16 protein-coding genes are annotated in these 14,480 nt (G+C 70.5%); 11 read left to right on the top strand and 5 right to left on the bottom strand.

The features are described 5' to 3' along the window. Window positions 1-32: 32 nt before the first annotated feature. Window positions 33-167 carry a hypothetical protein gene (locus tag ACIBSV_RS45035; RefSeq protein ID WP_395873319.1) on the bottom strand — a complete coding sequence of 45 codons (135 nt, stop codon included), beginning with the start codon at window positions 165-167 and terminating at the stop codon, window positions 33-35. 180 nt (window positions 168-347) lie between these two features. On the opposite strand from ACIBSV_RS45035, the gene ACIBSV_RS45030 reads away from it, so the two are divergent. The 6 genes from ACIBSV_RS45030 (at window position 348) to ACIBSV_RS45005 (ending at window position 6,541) form a co-directional block, all read left to right on the top strand. After that, complete coding sequence (locus ACIBSV_RS45030; protein WP_026219445.1) at window positions 348-806, top strand: Lrp/AsnC family transcriptional regulator; 459 nt, start codon at window positions 348-350, stop codon at window positions 804-806. 106 nt (window positions 807-912) lie between these two features. Then, the gene (locus tag ACIBSV_RS45025) at window positions 913-1,872 is read left to right on the top strand and encodes a threonine/serine dehydratase (RefSeq protein WP_395873318.1); all 960 of its coding nucleotides are present in this window, start codon (window positions 913-915) and stop codon (window positions 1,870-1,872) included. Between the two features lie 80 nt (window positions 1,873-1,952). Then, window positions 1,953-3,116, top strand: a complete 1,164-nt coding sequence (gene mqnE / locus ACIBSV_RS45020; protein WP_395873317.1) for an aminofutalosine synthase MqnE — start codon at window positions 1,953-1,955, stop codon at window positions 3,114-3,116. A 93-nt stretch (window positions 3,117-3,209) separates the two neighbouring features. Continuing rightward, window positions 3,210-4,277, top strand: a complete 1,068-nt coding sequence (locus tag ACIBSV_RS45015; RefSeq protein ID WP_395873316.1) for an SUKH-4 family immunity protein — start codon at window positions 3,210-3,212, stop codon at window positions 4,275-4,277. A 130-nt stretch (window positions 4,278-4,407) separates the two neighbouring features. Then, a complete protein-coding gene (locus tag ACIBSV_RS45010) occupies window positions 4,408-4,719 on the top strand; it encodes a DUF4229 domain-containing protein (RefSeq protein ID WP_395873383.1) in 312 nt (103 codons plus the stop codon). A gap of 421 nt (window positions 4,720-5,140) precedes the next feature. Then, window positions 5,141-6,541 (top strand): dicarboxylate/amino acid:cation symporter, encoded by a 1,401-nt coding sequence (locus ACIBSV_RS45005; RefSeq protein WP_395873315.1) that lies wholly within the window; start codon window positions 5,141-5,143, stop codon window positions 6,539-6,541. A gap of 61 nt (window positions 6,542-6,602) precedes the next feature. Here the strand turns inward: ACIBSV_RS45005 and ACIBSV_RS45000 are convergent, their stop codons facing one another. Beyond that, window positions 6,603-7,754, bottom strand: coding sequence for a helix-turn-helix transcriptional regulator (locus ACIBSV_RS45000; protein ID WP_395873314.1), 1,152 nt, complete (start codon window positions 7,752-7,754; stop codon window positions 6,603-6,605). Between the two features lie 74 nt (window positions 7,755-7,828). Here ACIBSV_RS45000 and ACIBSV_RS44995 point away from each other — a divergent pair, with 74 nt between their 5' ends. From ACIBSV_RS44995 to ACIBSV_RS44985, 3 genes are all read left to right on the top strand, one after another. Beyond that, entirely contained in the window at window positions 7,829-9,568 is a 1,740-nt protein-coding gene (locus ACIBSV_RS44995) for an MFS transporter (protein WP_395873313.1), read from the top strand. 144 nt (window positions 9,569-9,712) lie between these two features. Beyond that, window positions 9,713-10,231, top strand: a complete 519-nt coding sequence (locus ACIBSV_RS44990; RefSeq protein WP_395873312.1) for a GNAT family N-acetyltransferase — start codon at window positions 9,713-9,715, stop codon at window positions 10,229-10,231. 50 nt (window positions 10,232-10,281) lie between these two features. Continuing rightward, window positions 10,282-10,785 carry a DUF4186 domain-containing protein gene (locus tag ACIBSV_RS44985; RefSeq protein ID WP_395873311.1) on the top strand — a complete coding sequence of 168 codons (504 nt, stop codon included), beginning with the start codon at window positions 10,282-10,284 and terminating at the stop codon, window positions 10,783-10,785. 121 nt (window positions 10,786-10,906) lie between these two features. Here ACIBSV_RS44985 and ACIBSV_RS44980 read toward each other — a convergent pair whose 3' ends face one another. From ACIBSV_RS44980 to ACIBSV_RS44970, 3 genes are all read right to left on the bottom strand, one after another. Beyond that, window positions 10,907-11,914, bottom strand: coding sequence for a fibronectin type III domain-containing protein (locus ACIBSV_RS44980; RefSeq protein ID WP_395873310.1), 1,008 nt, complete (start codon window positions 11,912-11,914; stop codon window positions 10,907-10,909). Window positions 11,915-12,029: 115 nt separating this feature from the next. Further along, window positions 12,030-12,326, bottom strand: coding sequence for a multiprotein-bridging factor 1 family protein (locus ACIBSV_RS44975; protein ID WP_395873309.1), 297 nt, complete (start codon window positions 12,324-12,326; stop codon window positions 12,030-12,032). Between the two features lie 49 nt (window positions 12,327-12,375). After that, complete coding sequence (locus tag ACIBSV_RS44970; protein WP_395873308.1) at window positions 12,376-12,618, bottom strand: hypothetical protein; 243 nt, start codon at window positions 12,616-12,618, stop codon at window positions 12,376-12,378. A 60-nt stretch (window positions 12,619-12,678) separates the two neighbouring features. Between ACIBSV_RS44970 and ACIBSV_RS44965 the strand changes: the two genes are divergently transcribed. Next, a complete protein-coding gene (locus ACIBSV_RS44965) occupies window positions 12,679-13,518 on the top strand; it encodes a hypothetical protein (protein ID WP_395873307.1) in 840 nt (279 codons plus the stop codon). A gap of 73 nt (window positions 13,519-13,591) precedes the next feature. Continuing rightward, window positions 13,592-14,383 (top strand): hypothetical protein, encoded by a 792-nt coding sequence (locus tag ACIBSV_RS44960; RefSeq protein WP_395873306.1) that lies wholly within the window; start codon window positions 13,592-13,594, stop codon window positions 14,381-14,383. The last annotated feature ends 97 nt before the right edge of the window (window positions 14,384-14,480 follow it).

The raw sequence follows: 14,480 nt of genomic DNA, 5'->3' as shown, positions 1-14,480 counted from the left end.
GCCTTGACGGTCTTGCCGGATCCGCCGGGCGATCAGCGCCCGGACTTGCGGCGGCCGACCAGACGCTTCACACGCTTGAGCGTGCTGGACGGCTGGGTGGCACGTGAGCGTTCCGCGATGGCATGCAGTTCCTGCATGTGTGCGCGGGCCATCTCCAGGGTGTACACGGTTTTGTCTCCCCACGAGTCGTCATCGGAGGCTTGTAGCTCCCGATGCCTTTGATTCTAAGGGTTAGAATCAGAATCGTCCAATGAATTACAGGCCCCATGCGGGTTTGCGCCTCTGTCATGTCGCAGACCCCTGACGGCCCCCCGGTGGACACCATCGATTACCTGGAGGAAACGGACATGGATGCCGTCGACCGCAAGCTGATCCAGGCGCTGCGCGGCAACGGGCGGGCGTCGTACGCGGAGCTGGGTCGACTCGTCGGCCTGTCCGGGCCGAGCGTCACCGATCGCATCAACCGGCTCGAACAGGCCGGCGTGATCACCGGCTACCGCGCCTCCGTCGACCCGGTCTCGCTCGGCCTGGGCGTGACCGCGCTGATCGGGATCCAGCTCTCCGACGCGGCCGACCACGACGACGTGAGCCGCCGGCTGCGCGACCTCGACGAGATCGAGGACTGCTGGTTCATCGCCGGAGACGACTCGTTCATGCTCAAGGTCCGGGTCTCGGACATGGAGGGCCTGGAGAACGTGGTCCGCCGCCTCTCCGGCACCCGCGGGGTGGCCCGTACCCGCACCACCGTGGTGCTCTCGACCAAGTGGGAGTACCGCGCGGCCGAACTGCCCGAACCCACGGAATAGCCGTGCCGAGCCCCGCACGGCCGTGCCCGACCCGCCGAGCGGCCGCGCCGGCCGTGCCCGGAAAAGATCGGCGGTCGCGCCCACGCCTGCTCGTAGTGTGGCGGACATGACGAACCTGGTGACTCTCGAAGACCTCGAGGCCGCACGGAAGCGGATCGCGGGCACGGCCGTACGCACCCCGTTGCTGCCGTCCCTGCACGGTGACGCCGACCGACCCCTCTGGCTCAAGCCGGAGGGTCTCCAGGGGATCGGCGCGTTCAAGATCCGCGGCGCGTACAACGCGATCGCGGGGTTGACCGAGGCCGAGCGCTCGCGCGGGGTCGTCGCACACTCCAGCGGCAACCACGCGCAGGCGGTGGCCTACGCGGCCCGCCTGTTCGGTGCCCGGGCGGTGATCGTGATGCCGGACACCACGCCGACCGTCAAGATCGAGGCCACCCGCGCGCTGGGCGCCGAGGTGGTCATCGTCACCCCCGAGCGGCGGGACACCGCGGCCGGCGAGTTGTCCGCCGAGCACGGCTACGCGTTCGTGCCGCCCTACGACGACGCGCGGATCATCGCCGGCCAGGGCACCGCCGGCCTGGAGATCATCGAGGACCTGCCCACCGCGGACACCGTGCTGGTCCCGGTCAGCGGCGGCGGCCTGATCTCCGGCATCGCCGCCGCGGTCAAGCTGACCAGCCCGCGTACCAAGGTGATCGGCGTCGAGCCCGAACTGGCCGCCGACGCGGCCGAGTCCCTCCGTACCGGCGTGCGCACCACGTGGTCCAGCACCGACACCCACCGCACGATCGCCGACGGCCTGCGCAGCACCTCGGTGGGCGTACTGCCGTTCGCGCACATCCAGGCGTACGTGGACGACATCGTCACGGTGACCGAGGAGCAGATCCGCGAGGCGATGCGCTTCCTGGGTCGGCGCGCGCGCCTGGTCGCCGAGCCCTCGGGCGCGGTGGCCACCGCGGCCTACCTCTTCCGCCAGGACGCGCTGCCCGCCGGCCGCGAGCACGTCGCCGTGGTCAGCGGTGGCAACGTCGATCCCGCGCTGTACGCCGAGGTGATGGCCTGAGCGAGGGCTCGGCATACCGGGCGTAACCTCGTAGCAGCCGTGCAGCGGCGGACGAGAAGATCTAGAGGGAGTGCCGACACATGGACGCGGGCCTGCGCAAGGAGATCGAGGACAAGGTTTTCGCCGGGGAGCGCTTGAGCCGTGAGGACGGCATCGCGCTCTACGCGAGCGACGACCTGGCGTGGCTCGGCGGGCTCGCGCACCACGTGCGGACGGTGAAGAACGGCGACAAGGTCCACTTCAACGTCAACCGTCACCTCAACATGACGAACGTGTGCAACGCCTCGTGCGCCTACTGCTCGTTCCAGCGCAAGCCGGGCGAGAAGGACGCGTACACGATGCGGATCGAGGAGGCGGTGCGGCTCGCGAAGGAGATGGAGCCGGACGGCATCACCGAACTGCACATCGTCAACGGCCTGCACCCGACCCTCCCGTGGCGCTACTACCCGAGGTCGCTCAGCGCGCTCAAGGAGGTGCTGCCGAACGTCGCGCTGAAGGCGTTCACCGCGACCGAGATCCACTGGTTCGAGAAGATCTCCGGCCTGTCCGCGTCGGACATCCTCGACGAGCTGATGGACGCGGGCCTGGAGTCGCTCACCGGCGGCGGCGCGGAGATCTTCGACTGGGAGGTCCGGCAGCACATCGTCGACCACGACACGCACTGGGAGGACTGGTCGCGGATCCACCGGCTCGCGCACTCCAAGGGCCTCAAGACCCCGAGCACGATGCTCTACGGCCACATCGAGGAGCCGCGGCACCGGGTCGACCACGTCATCCGACTGCGTGAACTCCAGGACGAGACCGGCGGGTTCCAGGTCTTCATCCCGCTGCGCTACCAGCACGACTTCCACGACAGCAAGGACGGCATCGTCCGCAACCGGCTCCAGGCCCGGACCAGCATGGCCACCGGCGCCGAGGCGCTCAAGGTGTTCGCGGTCTCCCGGCTGATGTTCGACAACGTTCCGCACGTGAAGTGCTTCTGGGTCATGCACGGCCTGGCCACCGCGCAACTCGCGCTCAACCACGGCGCGGACGACCTGGACGGCTCGGTCGTGGAGTACAAGATCACCCACGACGCGGACGACTTCGGCACGCCGAACAAGATGACCCGCGACGACCTGCTCGACCTGATCCGGGACGCGGGCTTCCGTCCGGTGGAACGCAACACCCGTTACGAGACGCTGCGCGAGTACGAGGGCCCCGACCCGGCCCGCCGCGACACGCCGCAGCCGATGAAGCTCTGACGTCGCGCCGGCGGGTGCGCCCGGACTCGGGCCCGGGTCCGGACCGCCCGTCGTGGCCGAACGTGTTCGACGATGGCTCGGGAGGGCTGCCGGATGGCTGACGCGCTGCGGATCCCGCTCACCCGGGCGCAGGTCGAGGAGTGGTTCGGCGACGTGGTCCGGCGCGATCTGCCGGAGATCGCGCACGCGCCCACCCGGCGCTTCCTGGCCGAGGTGGGTCTGCCGCGCGAGGCCGCGCTGATCCGGTTCGACCCGGGCGGCACCCGGGACCACCTGATCGTGCTCGGCACGTACGGCTCGGCGCACACGCCGTCGTACGCGGTGCTGCTCGAGGGCACGACCGGTCGGGTGTTCGTCGAGCAGCGCTTCGGCGATCCGACGCCGATGTCGATGGACGTGTCCACCCTGGTGCGCAACGCGGGCCTGGTGGAGGCGATCCGGGCCGGTCGCGGGCCGGTGCGCACCGGCGAGGAACTGATCGACCTGCTCGGCGAGACCGAACCCGAGTTGGATCCGAGGCACTCGTTCTGGCACACGTCCTTCGCGCTGTGGCAGTTGCGCCGGGCGGCGGTGCCGGGCGAGGGCCTGGCCGTGCGGATCACGCCGGCGATGCTGGACCTGGTGTACGAGAACGAGTTCTCCGGCTACGACGAGCGGCAGTTGCCCGCCGCGATCACGCACGAGCCGACCCGGCGCTTCCTGCTCGACGTCGGGTTGATCGACGCGTGGGCCTACCTGGACATGCGCAGCGACGACAAGCCGCTGGTGACCCTGGCCGAGTTGATCGCCGAGCGCCGGGCCGACTGGGACGACGAACCCGAGCCGCCCGCGGACGCGGAGCACCTGGTCGTCCTGGGCTACGTCAGCGAGGACGGCGACCTGCTCGTGGACGGCCGTACCGGGGTGGTCCGGCGCTGGTACACCGGCGGTGACGAGCCGGCGATGGACACGCTCAACACCGATCTGTCCACGCTCGCCTTCACCATGTGGGTGATCGGGCGGATGCGCCGGCAGGGCGAGCGGTTCGGCATCGGCATCCACGACGTGTGGGAGCCGATCGTGGTCGACCTGCTGTCGTCGGTCGATCCGCTCGCGTGGGCGGAGCCGGGAGGCTACTGGGAGTACATGATCCTGGACGGCATCAACGGCCTCGGCCCGTGAGAGGACCGGTCGGGTTCCGAGTCGGGGCCCGGCTCGGCGTCTCGAATACGGGATGCTTGACTGGAGGGGACGGCCCGGCTCGCGCCCGCCGCCACTCGTACCGCTCTGGCTAGGGGAACCGAAGGTGACCATGTCGAATCCCGCGCTGCGCTACTCGCTCTACCGGCTCGGCATCTTCGCCGCGTTGTTCGGCGTGGTCATGGTCGTGTTCGGGTTCTTCGACCTGGACGGTCGGGGGAACGTCTTCATCGCGATCGCCATCGCGGCCGCGGCTTCGGCGGTGATCAGCTACAAGTTCCTGAACGCGGAGCGGGACGCGATGTCCGAGGCCCTGTACGAGCGCATGCAGCGGGCCAAGCAGCGCATCGCCGAGGACAACCGCGCCGAGGACGAGGCGGTGGCCCCGATCACCCGGATCGCCAAGACCAAGGAAGCCTCCTAGGCCGCCTGTTGGTCGAGGGGGCCGTGCGGCACGGGACGTCTTCCGGTCGAGGAAGCCTCTTAAGCGAGGTGTGGCCGGCTAAGCGAGGTGTGGCCGGCCGTGTCCGTGGGTGTCCGGCGGTGTCCGTTCCGTAATTCTTTGCGTTTATCGGTTTAGTGTCGCTATCCTCATTTCCATGATTGGTGCAGGCGACACGCAGTTGACGGACGCGGCGGTGGGTTTCCCGCTCGTGTCCCGTCGGCACGTCGACCTGGGCCGTTGCGCCACCGCGCTGTGTCGCGGCTGACCGCCGCCGTGCCCCTGCCGGGCTGACGTCTCCACGCTCGTCGCCCCGACCGCCCGCACGCCGGCCCTCCGCGGCCGTTCTGCGCGAAGTATCGCTTCTTCGTAGTCCTTCCTGCGGGCACACGTGTGCCTATTGATGCGCAGGTTCACGGCCGCTCCGTACCGCCACCCCCGTCCCCCACGGTGCCCGTTCAGGAGCCCTGCCTTGTCTGCTGTCGATTCACTCAAGACCCTGAAGAGAACTCCCTTCTGGGCCCAGATAGCCGCCGGCCTCGTGCTCGGCGTGGCCTTCGGCTTCATCGCCAAGGAATACAACGTCTCGTGGCTGACCCAGACGCTCGACCAGATCGGCACGATCTTCGTCCAGCTGCTCAAGCTGGCCGTACCGCCGCTGGTGTTCACCGCGATCCTGGTCAGCGTCGTCAACCTACGGAACGTCAACAACGCCGCGCGGCTGGCCGCGCGCACGCTGCTGTGGTTCCTGATCACGTCGCTGATCGCGGTCGCGATCGGCCTCACCATCGGCCTGGTCACCAACCCCGGCGACGGCTTCAAGCTGCCGGCCGACCCGGGCAAGGCGCCGAAGACCAACGGTGACTGGCTCGACTTCATCACCGGCATCGTGCCGACCAACATCGTCACCGCCTTCTCCGAGGTCAAGGTCCTGCAGATCGTCTTCCTGGCGGTCGTGCTCGGCTCGGCGATCCTGTCGGTCGGCGCCAAGGTCGAACCGCTGGTCAAGGGCGCCGAACTGGTCCTGGAGATCATCCAGAAGGCGCTGTGGTGGGTGATCAAGCTGTCCCCGCTGGGCACGCTCGGTCTGATCGGCACCTCGGTCGCCACCTACGGCTGGGACCTGATCAAGCCGCTGGGCACCTTCACCGCCGACATCTACATCGGTTGCGCGCTGGTGATGTTCGTGGTCTACCCGCTGCTGCTCGCGCTGGTCGGCAAGGTCAACCCGCTGAACTACTTCAAGGGCGCGTGGCCGGCCATCCAGCTCGCGTTCGTCTCGCGCTCGTCGGTCGGCACCATGCCGGTCACCCAGAAGGTCACCGAGCGCCTCGGCGTCCCGAAGGACTACGCCTCGTTCGCGGTGCCGTTCGGCGCCACCACGAAGATGGACGGTTGCGCCGCGGTCTACCCGGCGATCGCCGCGATCTTCGTCGCCGAGGTCTACGGCGTGAACCTGGGCATCAAGGAATACCTGCTGATCGCGTTCGTCTCGGTGATCGGCTCGGCGGCCACCGCCGGTCTCACCGGCGCGATCATCATGCTGACCCTCACGCTCAGCACGGTGAACCTACCGCTGGCGGGCGTCGCGCTGCTGCTGGCGATCGACCCGATCCTGGACATGATGCGGACCGCGACCAACGTGGCCGGGCAGATCGTGGTGCCGATCCTGGTCTCCGCTCGGGAGAAGACGCTGGATCTGGAGAAGTACAACAACCCGCGTGATCTGGAAGCGCCCGACGAGCCGGCCACGCCGCACGTCCCGCTCCAGAAGACGGCGGAGCGCGAACCGGTCTCGGTCTGACGCTCCCGCTCGACCGGCGCCCCCGATCCCCTCGTGCCGAAGGGGTCGGGGGCGCTGTCGTTCATCGGCGGGGAGCGGCGGGGGCGTCCTCGGGGTCCTCGACAGGCGCGGGCGCAGGCGCGGGTGCGGGGCCGGGGATGTCGGCGGTGGTGGTGACCGCGGGGCCTGTCGGCTCCGCCGCGGTCGCTCCCTCCGTGGTCGCTCCCTCCACGGTCGTCCCCTCCGCGATGGCCGTCGCCGCGTCCGCCGCGTCGGCGACCGGGGTCGCGCCGCTGTAGCGTCGGGCCAACCGGCGGATGTAGGCGACCAGTTCCGGCGGGTCCTCGATCTCGAAGTCGGCGTCGAGCAGGCTGATGTAGACGGCCAGGTTCTCGATGCTGGACGCGCTCGTCTCGAACAGGCAGGTGTCGTCGTCGACCACCGCGAACGCGCCGAAGGCGGGCGGCACCTTCTCGGCGACCGAGCCGATCGGGGCGCGCACCAGCACCCGGGCGCGGAACTGCCCGCGCGCGCTCTGCACACCCTGGTTCACGAAGGCCGCCACGTCGCCGTCGGCGGGCAGTTCGCGCGGGGTGAAGCGGGGGCCGTGCGGCGGACGCGGGGTGATCCGGTCCATCCGGAAGGTGCGCCAGTCCTCGCGCTTGACGTCCCACGCCACCAGGTACCAGCGGCCCATCCGGTGCACGAGCCGATAGGGCTCGACCACGCGCGAGGTCTCCTTGCCGTCGTGCGAGCTGTACCGGAAGCGCAGTTGCTCGTGGTCGCGGCAGGCGCCGGCCAACACGGTCATCACGTCCATGTCCACGGCCGGACCGGTCTGGCGGACCGGGACGGTGTACTTCTGCAGCGCCTTGACCCGGCGATGCAGCCGGGACGGCAACACCTGGTCGAGCTTGGCGAGGGCGCGTAGCATCGCCTCGTCCATGCCGTCCACCACGCTGCCGGCGGCGATCCGCAGTCCGACCACGATGCTCACCGCCTCCTCGTCGTCCAGCAGGAGCGGCGGCAGCGCCTTGCCGGCGCCGAGGCGGTAGCCGCCGACCACGCCGCGGCGCGCGTGCACCGGATAGCCCAGGCCGCGCAGCCGCTCGATGTCGTAGCGGACCGTCCGCCCGCTCACGCCGAGCCGTTCGGCGAGTTCGGGGCCGGTCCAGTCGGGCCGCGTCTGCATGAGCGAGAGCATGCGCAGGAGTCGCGCGGAGGTTTCCAGCATGCGTCGAAGTCTGCCGGCTCCGGGGTGATCAATCAGGAACGAACATTGCCTGTTTCGAATCTAGTCTCGGAGTTGTGGAAAACAGCGGCGAGAAGACCCTCGCGACCCCGACGTCCCAGTCCCCGGTAGGCCCGCGGCAGCGCTGGCTCGGTCTTCTGGCGGTGCTGGCCGCCACCTTGATGAACCTGCTCGACTCCAGCGTGGTGGGCGTCGCGGCCCCCGCGATCCGCGGCGATCTGGGCGGGAGCTACGCGAGCCTGCAGTGGATCGCGGCCGGCTACACGCTCGCCCTCGCGGTGGGCCTGCTCACCGGCGCGCGGCTCGGCGACATGTACGGCCGCAAGTTCATGCTGATGGTCGGCGTGGTCGGCTTCGTGGTGCTCTCGGTGGCCTGCGCGATCGCCTGGTCGCCGGAGACGCTGATCATCGCGCGGGTGCTCCAGGGGCTGCTCGGCGCGCTGATGATCCCGCAGACGTTCGGCCTGATCCGGGACCTGTTCCCGCCGGCCGAGATCGGCAAGGCGTTCGCGGTGTTCGGCCCGGCGATCGGACTGTCCACGGTGCTCGGGCCGATCGTCGCGGGCGTGCTCGTGGACGGCGACGTGTTCGGCACCGGGTGGCGGATGATCTTCCTGATCAACATTCCGCTGGGCGCGTTCGCGTTGCTGATGGGGTGGCGGATGTTGCCCGACGTGGCGCCGAGCGAGGCGGGCGGGCGGCTGGACGTGGTGGGCATGGCGCTCGCCGGTGTCGGTACCTTCATGCTCGTGCACCCGCTCGTCCAGGGTCGCGAACTGGGTTGGCCGGTATGGTCGTTGGTCGAGTGTGCGGCGTCGCTGCCGATGCTTGCCGCGTTCGCGGTGTACCAGTTGCGCCGCGAGGCGGCCGGCAGGGTGCCGCTGATCAAGCTGGGCGTGTTCCGGCGTCGCTCGTACGCCTCGGGCGTCGGCTTCGTGATGGTCTTCTTCGGCGCGATCGTCGGGATCTCGATGGCGATCGGCCTGTTCCTCCAACTGGGCCTGGGCTACAGCCCGACCCGGGCCAGCCTGACGATGGGCGTGTGGGCGCTCGGCGCGTTCCTCGGCTCCGGCTTCAGCGGCGTGGTGATGGGCAAGCTGGGCCGGCGCATCCTGCACATCGGGCTGGCCGTGATGGCGGCCGGCATCGCCTGGATGTACCTGGTCTTCGCGAACGCCGGGGCGGACATCGGCACCGGCGATCTGCTCGCGCCGCTCGGGCTGTTCGGGCTCGGCATGGGGATGATCTTCGTGCCGGTCTTCGACATCATCATGGGCGAGGTCGAGGACCACGAGGTCGGTTCGGCCTCCGGCGTGCTCGAGTCCGTCCAGCAGTTGGGTGCCTCGCTGGGCATCGCGATCCTGGGCACGGTGTTCTTCGGCGTGATCGGGGCCCAGGCCACGCACAACTTCGACGAGAGCGCGGCACCGAGGCTGCGTACGGAGCTGACCGCGGCGGGTGTGCCGGTGAGTACGCAGGACGCGATCGTGGCCGGGCTGCGGGCGTGCGTGGACGCCCGGGAGAACGCGACCGACCCGGACCGGCTCCCGGCGAGCTGCACGACCGTCCCGATCACCCCGGCCTCCGCCGAGCCGGTCGCGAAGGCGGGCGCCGAGACGCACACCCGCTCCTCGATCGACGCGGTCAAGCGCACGACTCTGCTGGCCTTCGGCCTGACCGTGATCGCCTTCGCCCTGGGCTTCCTCCTCCCCAAGCGAGCCCGGGAGAACCAGTTCACACCGGCGGAGCCGACGTCGCCCTCCTCGACCCGGGAACGCGAGCCGGCCCTGGCCTGACCCCAGGCACCGTCACCGAGCGGCGCGGGACACCCACCACGGGTCCCGCGCCGCTCGCCGTTCCCGCCGGCCTCGGCTTTCGCCCGCCCGGGGCCGGATCCCGGGGCGGTTCGAGGGGTGGAGCGGGCGCGGGAGAATGGTTGTATGACAACGCCCGTCCGGCTTTCCGCGATCGATCTCGTCACGTACACCCCCGGTCTGGCCGCGCTGCTCGTGGACGCGGTCGAGGACGGGGCCGGGGTCGGCTTCCTCGCCCCGCTGCCGATCGACGCGGCCGCCGAGTGGTGGGCGGCCCAGGGGGCCGAGATACGCAGCAACCGCACCATCGTGTGGGTCACCTCGGACCACGAGGGCGTCACCGGGACCATCCGGCTGCGCCTGGCCGGCATGCCCGACAGCCGACATCGCGCCGCGGTCGCCGGGCTGCTGGTCCACCGCCGTGCCCGGGGCAACGGGCTGGCCCGCGAACTCCTGGCCACCGCGGAGCGGTTCGCCGCCGCCGCGGGACGCAGTCTGCTCACCCTGGACGCCCCGACCGGCAGCGGCGCGGAGCGCCTGTACAAGCGCGCCGGCTGGATCGAGTCGGGCGCCATCCCGGCTTACGCCGCCGACCCCTCGGGCGTGCTGCGCTCCACCACGATCTTTCACAAGCAACTGGGCTGACGGGCCGAAGGTACGCGGGCCGACCGGGACCGGTTACCGTTGAAGGCGATATGACAACCAAGACCTCCAAGGGCGCCAGGCCCGAGCCGCTCGACGCCCGCCTGGACGCGATCGGCAAGCTCCCCTCCCGCGCCAAGTTCCACCTGCCCGGTCGGGAGCGTACGGTCGCCCAGACGCTGGGTGAATCCGGTGTGCGCTGGTACGCGTACGATCTGGTCGCGCGCCGCCTGGGCCCGGCGCGGCCCAGCAAGGAGGGCCGCCAGACGCCGTACCGGGGCCACCCGGTCTTCGTGGCCCAGCACGCCACGGGCACGTGCTGCCGAGGCTGCCTCGAGGAACTGCACGCCATCCCGCAGGGACGGCAGCTCGACAAGGCCGAACTCAACTATGTCGTCAACGTGATCTGTTTGTGGCTGACCCGCGAGATCGGCCCGGTCGCCAAGCCGAGCGGTCGCGCGGCCCGCACTCCGCGCTCGGCGATGCCGACCATCCCGGAGAACCCGACGGGCTCCACCAGGTCCACCCGCGCGACCCGCGCGTCTCGGTCGCGCTGACGGCTTCCCGGCCGCCGGGGGACCGGCTTCCGGGTAACAACTCCCGGCGAAGCGCTCAAGTGCGGGTCGACGTGGCCGACGGCGTCGACGGGTCCTCGGGTGTCCACCCCGGGCGAAGCGCTCAAGGGCCGGTCGACGCGGCCGACGGCACCGACGGGTCCGTGCCGCCGGCCGGCGCGTCGGTGAGGGTCAGGTCGGCGGAGAAGGCACCCCACTTGCCGTCGGGCAACTGGCCCCGGATCTTCAGCACCCGCCCGGCCACCGGCTGATCACCCAGCGGAAGGCTGTACTGCGCCGTACCGGACGGCGGCGCCACCCCCCACATCACCGTGGTCAGGAACTTCCCGTCCAGGTACACCTCGTAGCTCGCGACCGCCCCGTCGACGTCCGGCGGCGTCCAGCTCAGGTCGACGTACGTGCCGTCCACCGCGACCCGAGGCACCGCGCGCAGCCCGGTCGGCGCGGTGTCGCGACTATCGCCGGTGCCCTGCTCGGTGAGCACCGCCGCGGCGTTGCTCTCCGGCGACTTGTTGTCCGCGGCGTCGCGCGCGGTGACCGTGAAGCTGTACTCGGTGCCCGGTCGGAGCCCACTGACCACCGCCGTGGTCAGGTCTCCCGCGACGCTGTGCACCCGCACACCGGCCTGCCACACGTCGTACGCGGTCACCCCCACGTCGTCCGTGGCGGCCTCCCAGGACAGCGTGGCTCCGCCTGAGCCCCGGGCCTGCCCCCGCACGTTCCGCGGCGCGGTCGGCGGTACGCGCTCGCCCTGGGCCACGGACAAGGTCGTGGCCGGCACGACCGCGCTCGCCGGCGACACGTTCCCGGCCCTGTCCCGCGCCCGCACGGAGAACGAGTACGCGGTCCCGGGGGTCAGTCCGCCGACGTCGACCATGTGCCGCCCGCCGGTCACGTCCAGCACCTTCGCGTCCCCGCGATAGACCTCGAACACCGCGACGTCCGGATCCGCGCGCCACATCACGTGCACCGATACCGAACTCGACGCGAGTGCGGTGACCTCGCCGGGCACCGCCGGCGCCGAGGTGTCCTTCCCGTCCTCGGAACACCCCGTCACCACGAGCGCAACGGCCAACCCGGTCAAGCCGATCCATGCCATTCGTCGCGCCACGACGCCTCTCTCCACCGAGAGCAAATTGGTCTAGACATATATGGCACAGCACCCGGCCCGCGAACAAGACACGAGTCGGCACGGACTCACCCGGAGCAGTCCCCCCACCGCTCGTTCAAGCCGCCGTGTGCGGCGCCAGGCGCACGATCAGCTTGGCATCCAACGCTCTCGCCAGCCGCTCCAGCACCTGGATCGTCGGCACGGTCCCACCTGCCTCGAAGCGAGCCACGGCCGACTGGGTCATCCCGGCGGCGTCGGCGAGGACGGCCTGCGTGAGCCCGTGTCGCTCGCGCATCTCCCGAACGCTGCGCCCGAGCTCGAACGCGATCCGAGTCGCCTCGTAAGCCTCGTCGGCGCCGGCTTCCGCCATGCGCCGCGAGCGGATCTCCTGCCAGTCACTGCGGCCGGTCATACGCTTACTCCTCGCTTTATAGCGCTGATGCTATGAACGTGGATCCGGTTCACCCGTCGAAAGCCGAGCCGTTCGCCCGACCGTGTTCGTAGTGGATGTTCACAGTGGGACGAAGCGGTCGAAGGAGTGCGTGCGCGGGGTGGGGCGGCGCCTCGTGCGTGCACTCACACGGAACTCCCATGAAACCCGCGTAGACCCCGGCCAGGGCTCGTGCGGTGACCGTGGCGAGCCTGCCCGTGGCGGCGAAGTAACCCTCGTAGTAGCGCTGTTCCCGCACGCGAGGCGTCGCCACCGGCTTCAATGGTTGTCGAGGCGAACGTTTCGGAAGCGGGGGCGGTCCATGATGCGCGTGGTGGCTGTGGGGGCGGCCCTGATCGTGAGCGGCGCGCTCGTGGTCGGGTGTCAGGGCGGTTCGTCCAAGGGGGGTTCGTTCGGCCTGAAGAGCGACCCGCCCACCACGAGCGCGAGCCAGGGGGACCACACCGATCCGCCCCCGCCGCCGGCCCCTCCCTCGCCGGATCCGGTCACCCCCGCGCCGCCGGTGTCCATCACCCCGCGCCCGACCGCGACCACGCGCGCCGACGTCGCGCTCACCACCCCGCAGGCGCAGACGCTGGTCGCGGCGGTCGTACTGGTGCCCAAGGACTGGGGACCGACCTACGTCCCGCAGGAACGCAACTACGAGTACACCGGGCTGCACCGGGTGGTCACCGGCACCGACTGCAAGCAGGTGGTCCAGGGCACCACCCCGGGCGCGCTCGCGACGATGGTGCGCTACGTGTACATCCCGGACGGCCAACCGAGCGTGGACAACCTCAGCAAGACGCTCGCGACCTCCTCGGCGACGGTGTACGCCAACACGGCGGCGGCCCGGACCGACATGAAGATCGGGATCGACGACGGGCGGCGCTGCCCGAACCAGGTGCTCGCCGGCGACGAGAAGCTGACCGGCATCCAGATCTTCGACCTGACCGTCGAGGGCATCGACGAGGTACACGTCGCGCGCGCCCAGTGGGTCAGCGGACGTGGCGGCGCGCCGTTCCAGTACGTGTGGGTGACGGCCCGTCAGGGCCAGATGGTGCTCACCGCGGCCGTCGTCGACCGGGGCGACAAGACCTTCGAGTCGGCCAAGAACCAGGCCGTCGACGCTCTTGCCAAGATGGTCGCGCGTACCCGGGTGCAACTGCGCTGACCCCCGCCAAGCGTGGTGAATACCATGAGGGTTCACGCACACGGGGGGCATCGGGATGTACGGCATCAGAAGAGTGGCGGTTCACGCGGTCGGTCCGATATTCGGCGCCCTGTTGCTCGCGGGCTGCGCCGACGGTGGTGACGATCCGTTCGCGGTGGCTCCCGAGGCGGCGCCCACCAGCGCCGACCCGATGGTCAAGGGCCCGGGGACGAGCGGTTCCCCCTCACGCCCGAGCGCTTCCGCCACCCGCCCGGTCGCCACCACCGCGCCGCCGAGCCGTACCCCCGAGCAGGCACAGGCGCTGGCCACGTCGCTCGCGCTCGGCCCGGAGGACTGGGGGACCGGCTTCGTCCGGCAGAGCACGTACGAGTTCTCCGGCGAGACCTGGACCGACTACGCCGCCGACTGCACGCAGCAGACCGTGCCCCTGGCGCCGAGCATCGTCGGCCAGTGGGTACGCCAGGTGCAACTGCCGGATCCCGGCCGGCCCGCGCAGCTTTCCAGCGGCAGCACCACCGTGATCGTGCACAAGGACGTGCGCGGCGCGCGTGAGCAGGCGCAGAACGCGCGCCAGGTCAAGGACCGTTGCCCGACCCGCACCTACCCGGACGGCACTCAGGCAAAGGACACCCCGGGCGCCCGACAGCCCGCGTTCCCGGAGGCGGACGAGGTGTTCGCCGAGGAGGGCCTGATGTACCCCAAGGCCGGCGGCGGACCGTACCCGTACGTCGTGCTGACCCTGCGCAAGGACACCGTCGTGATGTCCTCCTACTTCAGCGGCCCCACCGCCGAACGGCTTCCCGAAGTACGCACCCGCGCCGGCCAGGCCGGCCGCCTGATGCTCGACCGCCTGCTGCGGTCCTGATCGGGCGCCCGGCCCGGCCCGGGGAACTCGCCGCCACCGCACGGTCGGGCGGACCCCGGCCTCGGTCCCGGCCGGCGCCCGTGCGGTGGAAGTGCGC

Source organism: Embleya sp. NPDC050154, assembly GCF_044460165.1.
GTDB lineage: Bacteria > Actinomycetota > Actinomycetes > Streptomycetales > Streptomycetaceae > Embleya.
This window is presented reverse-complemented; position numbering and strand designations above follow the sequence as displayed.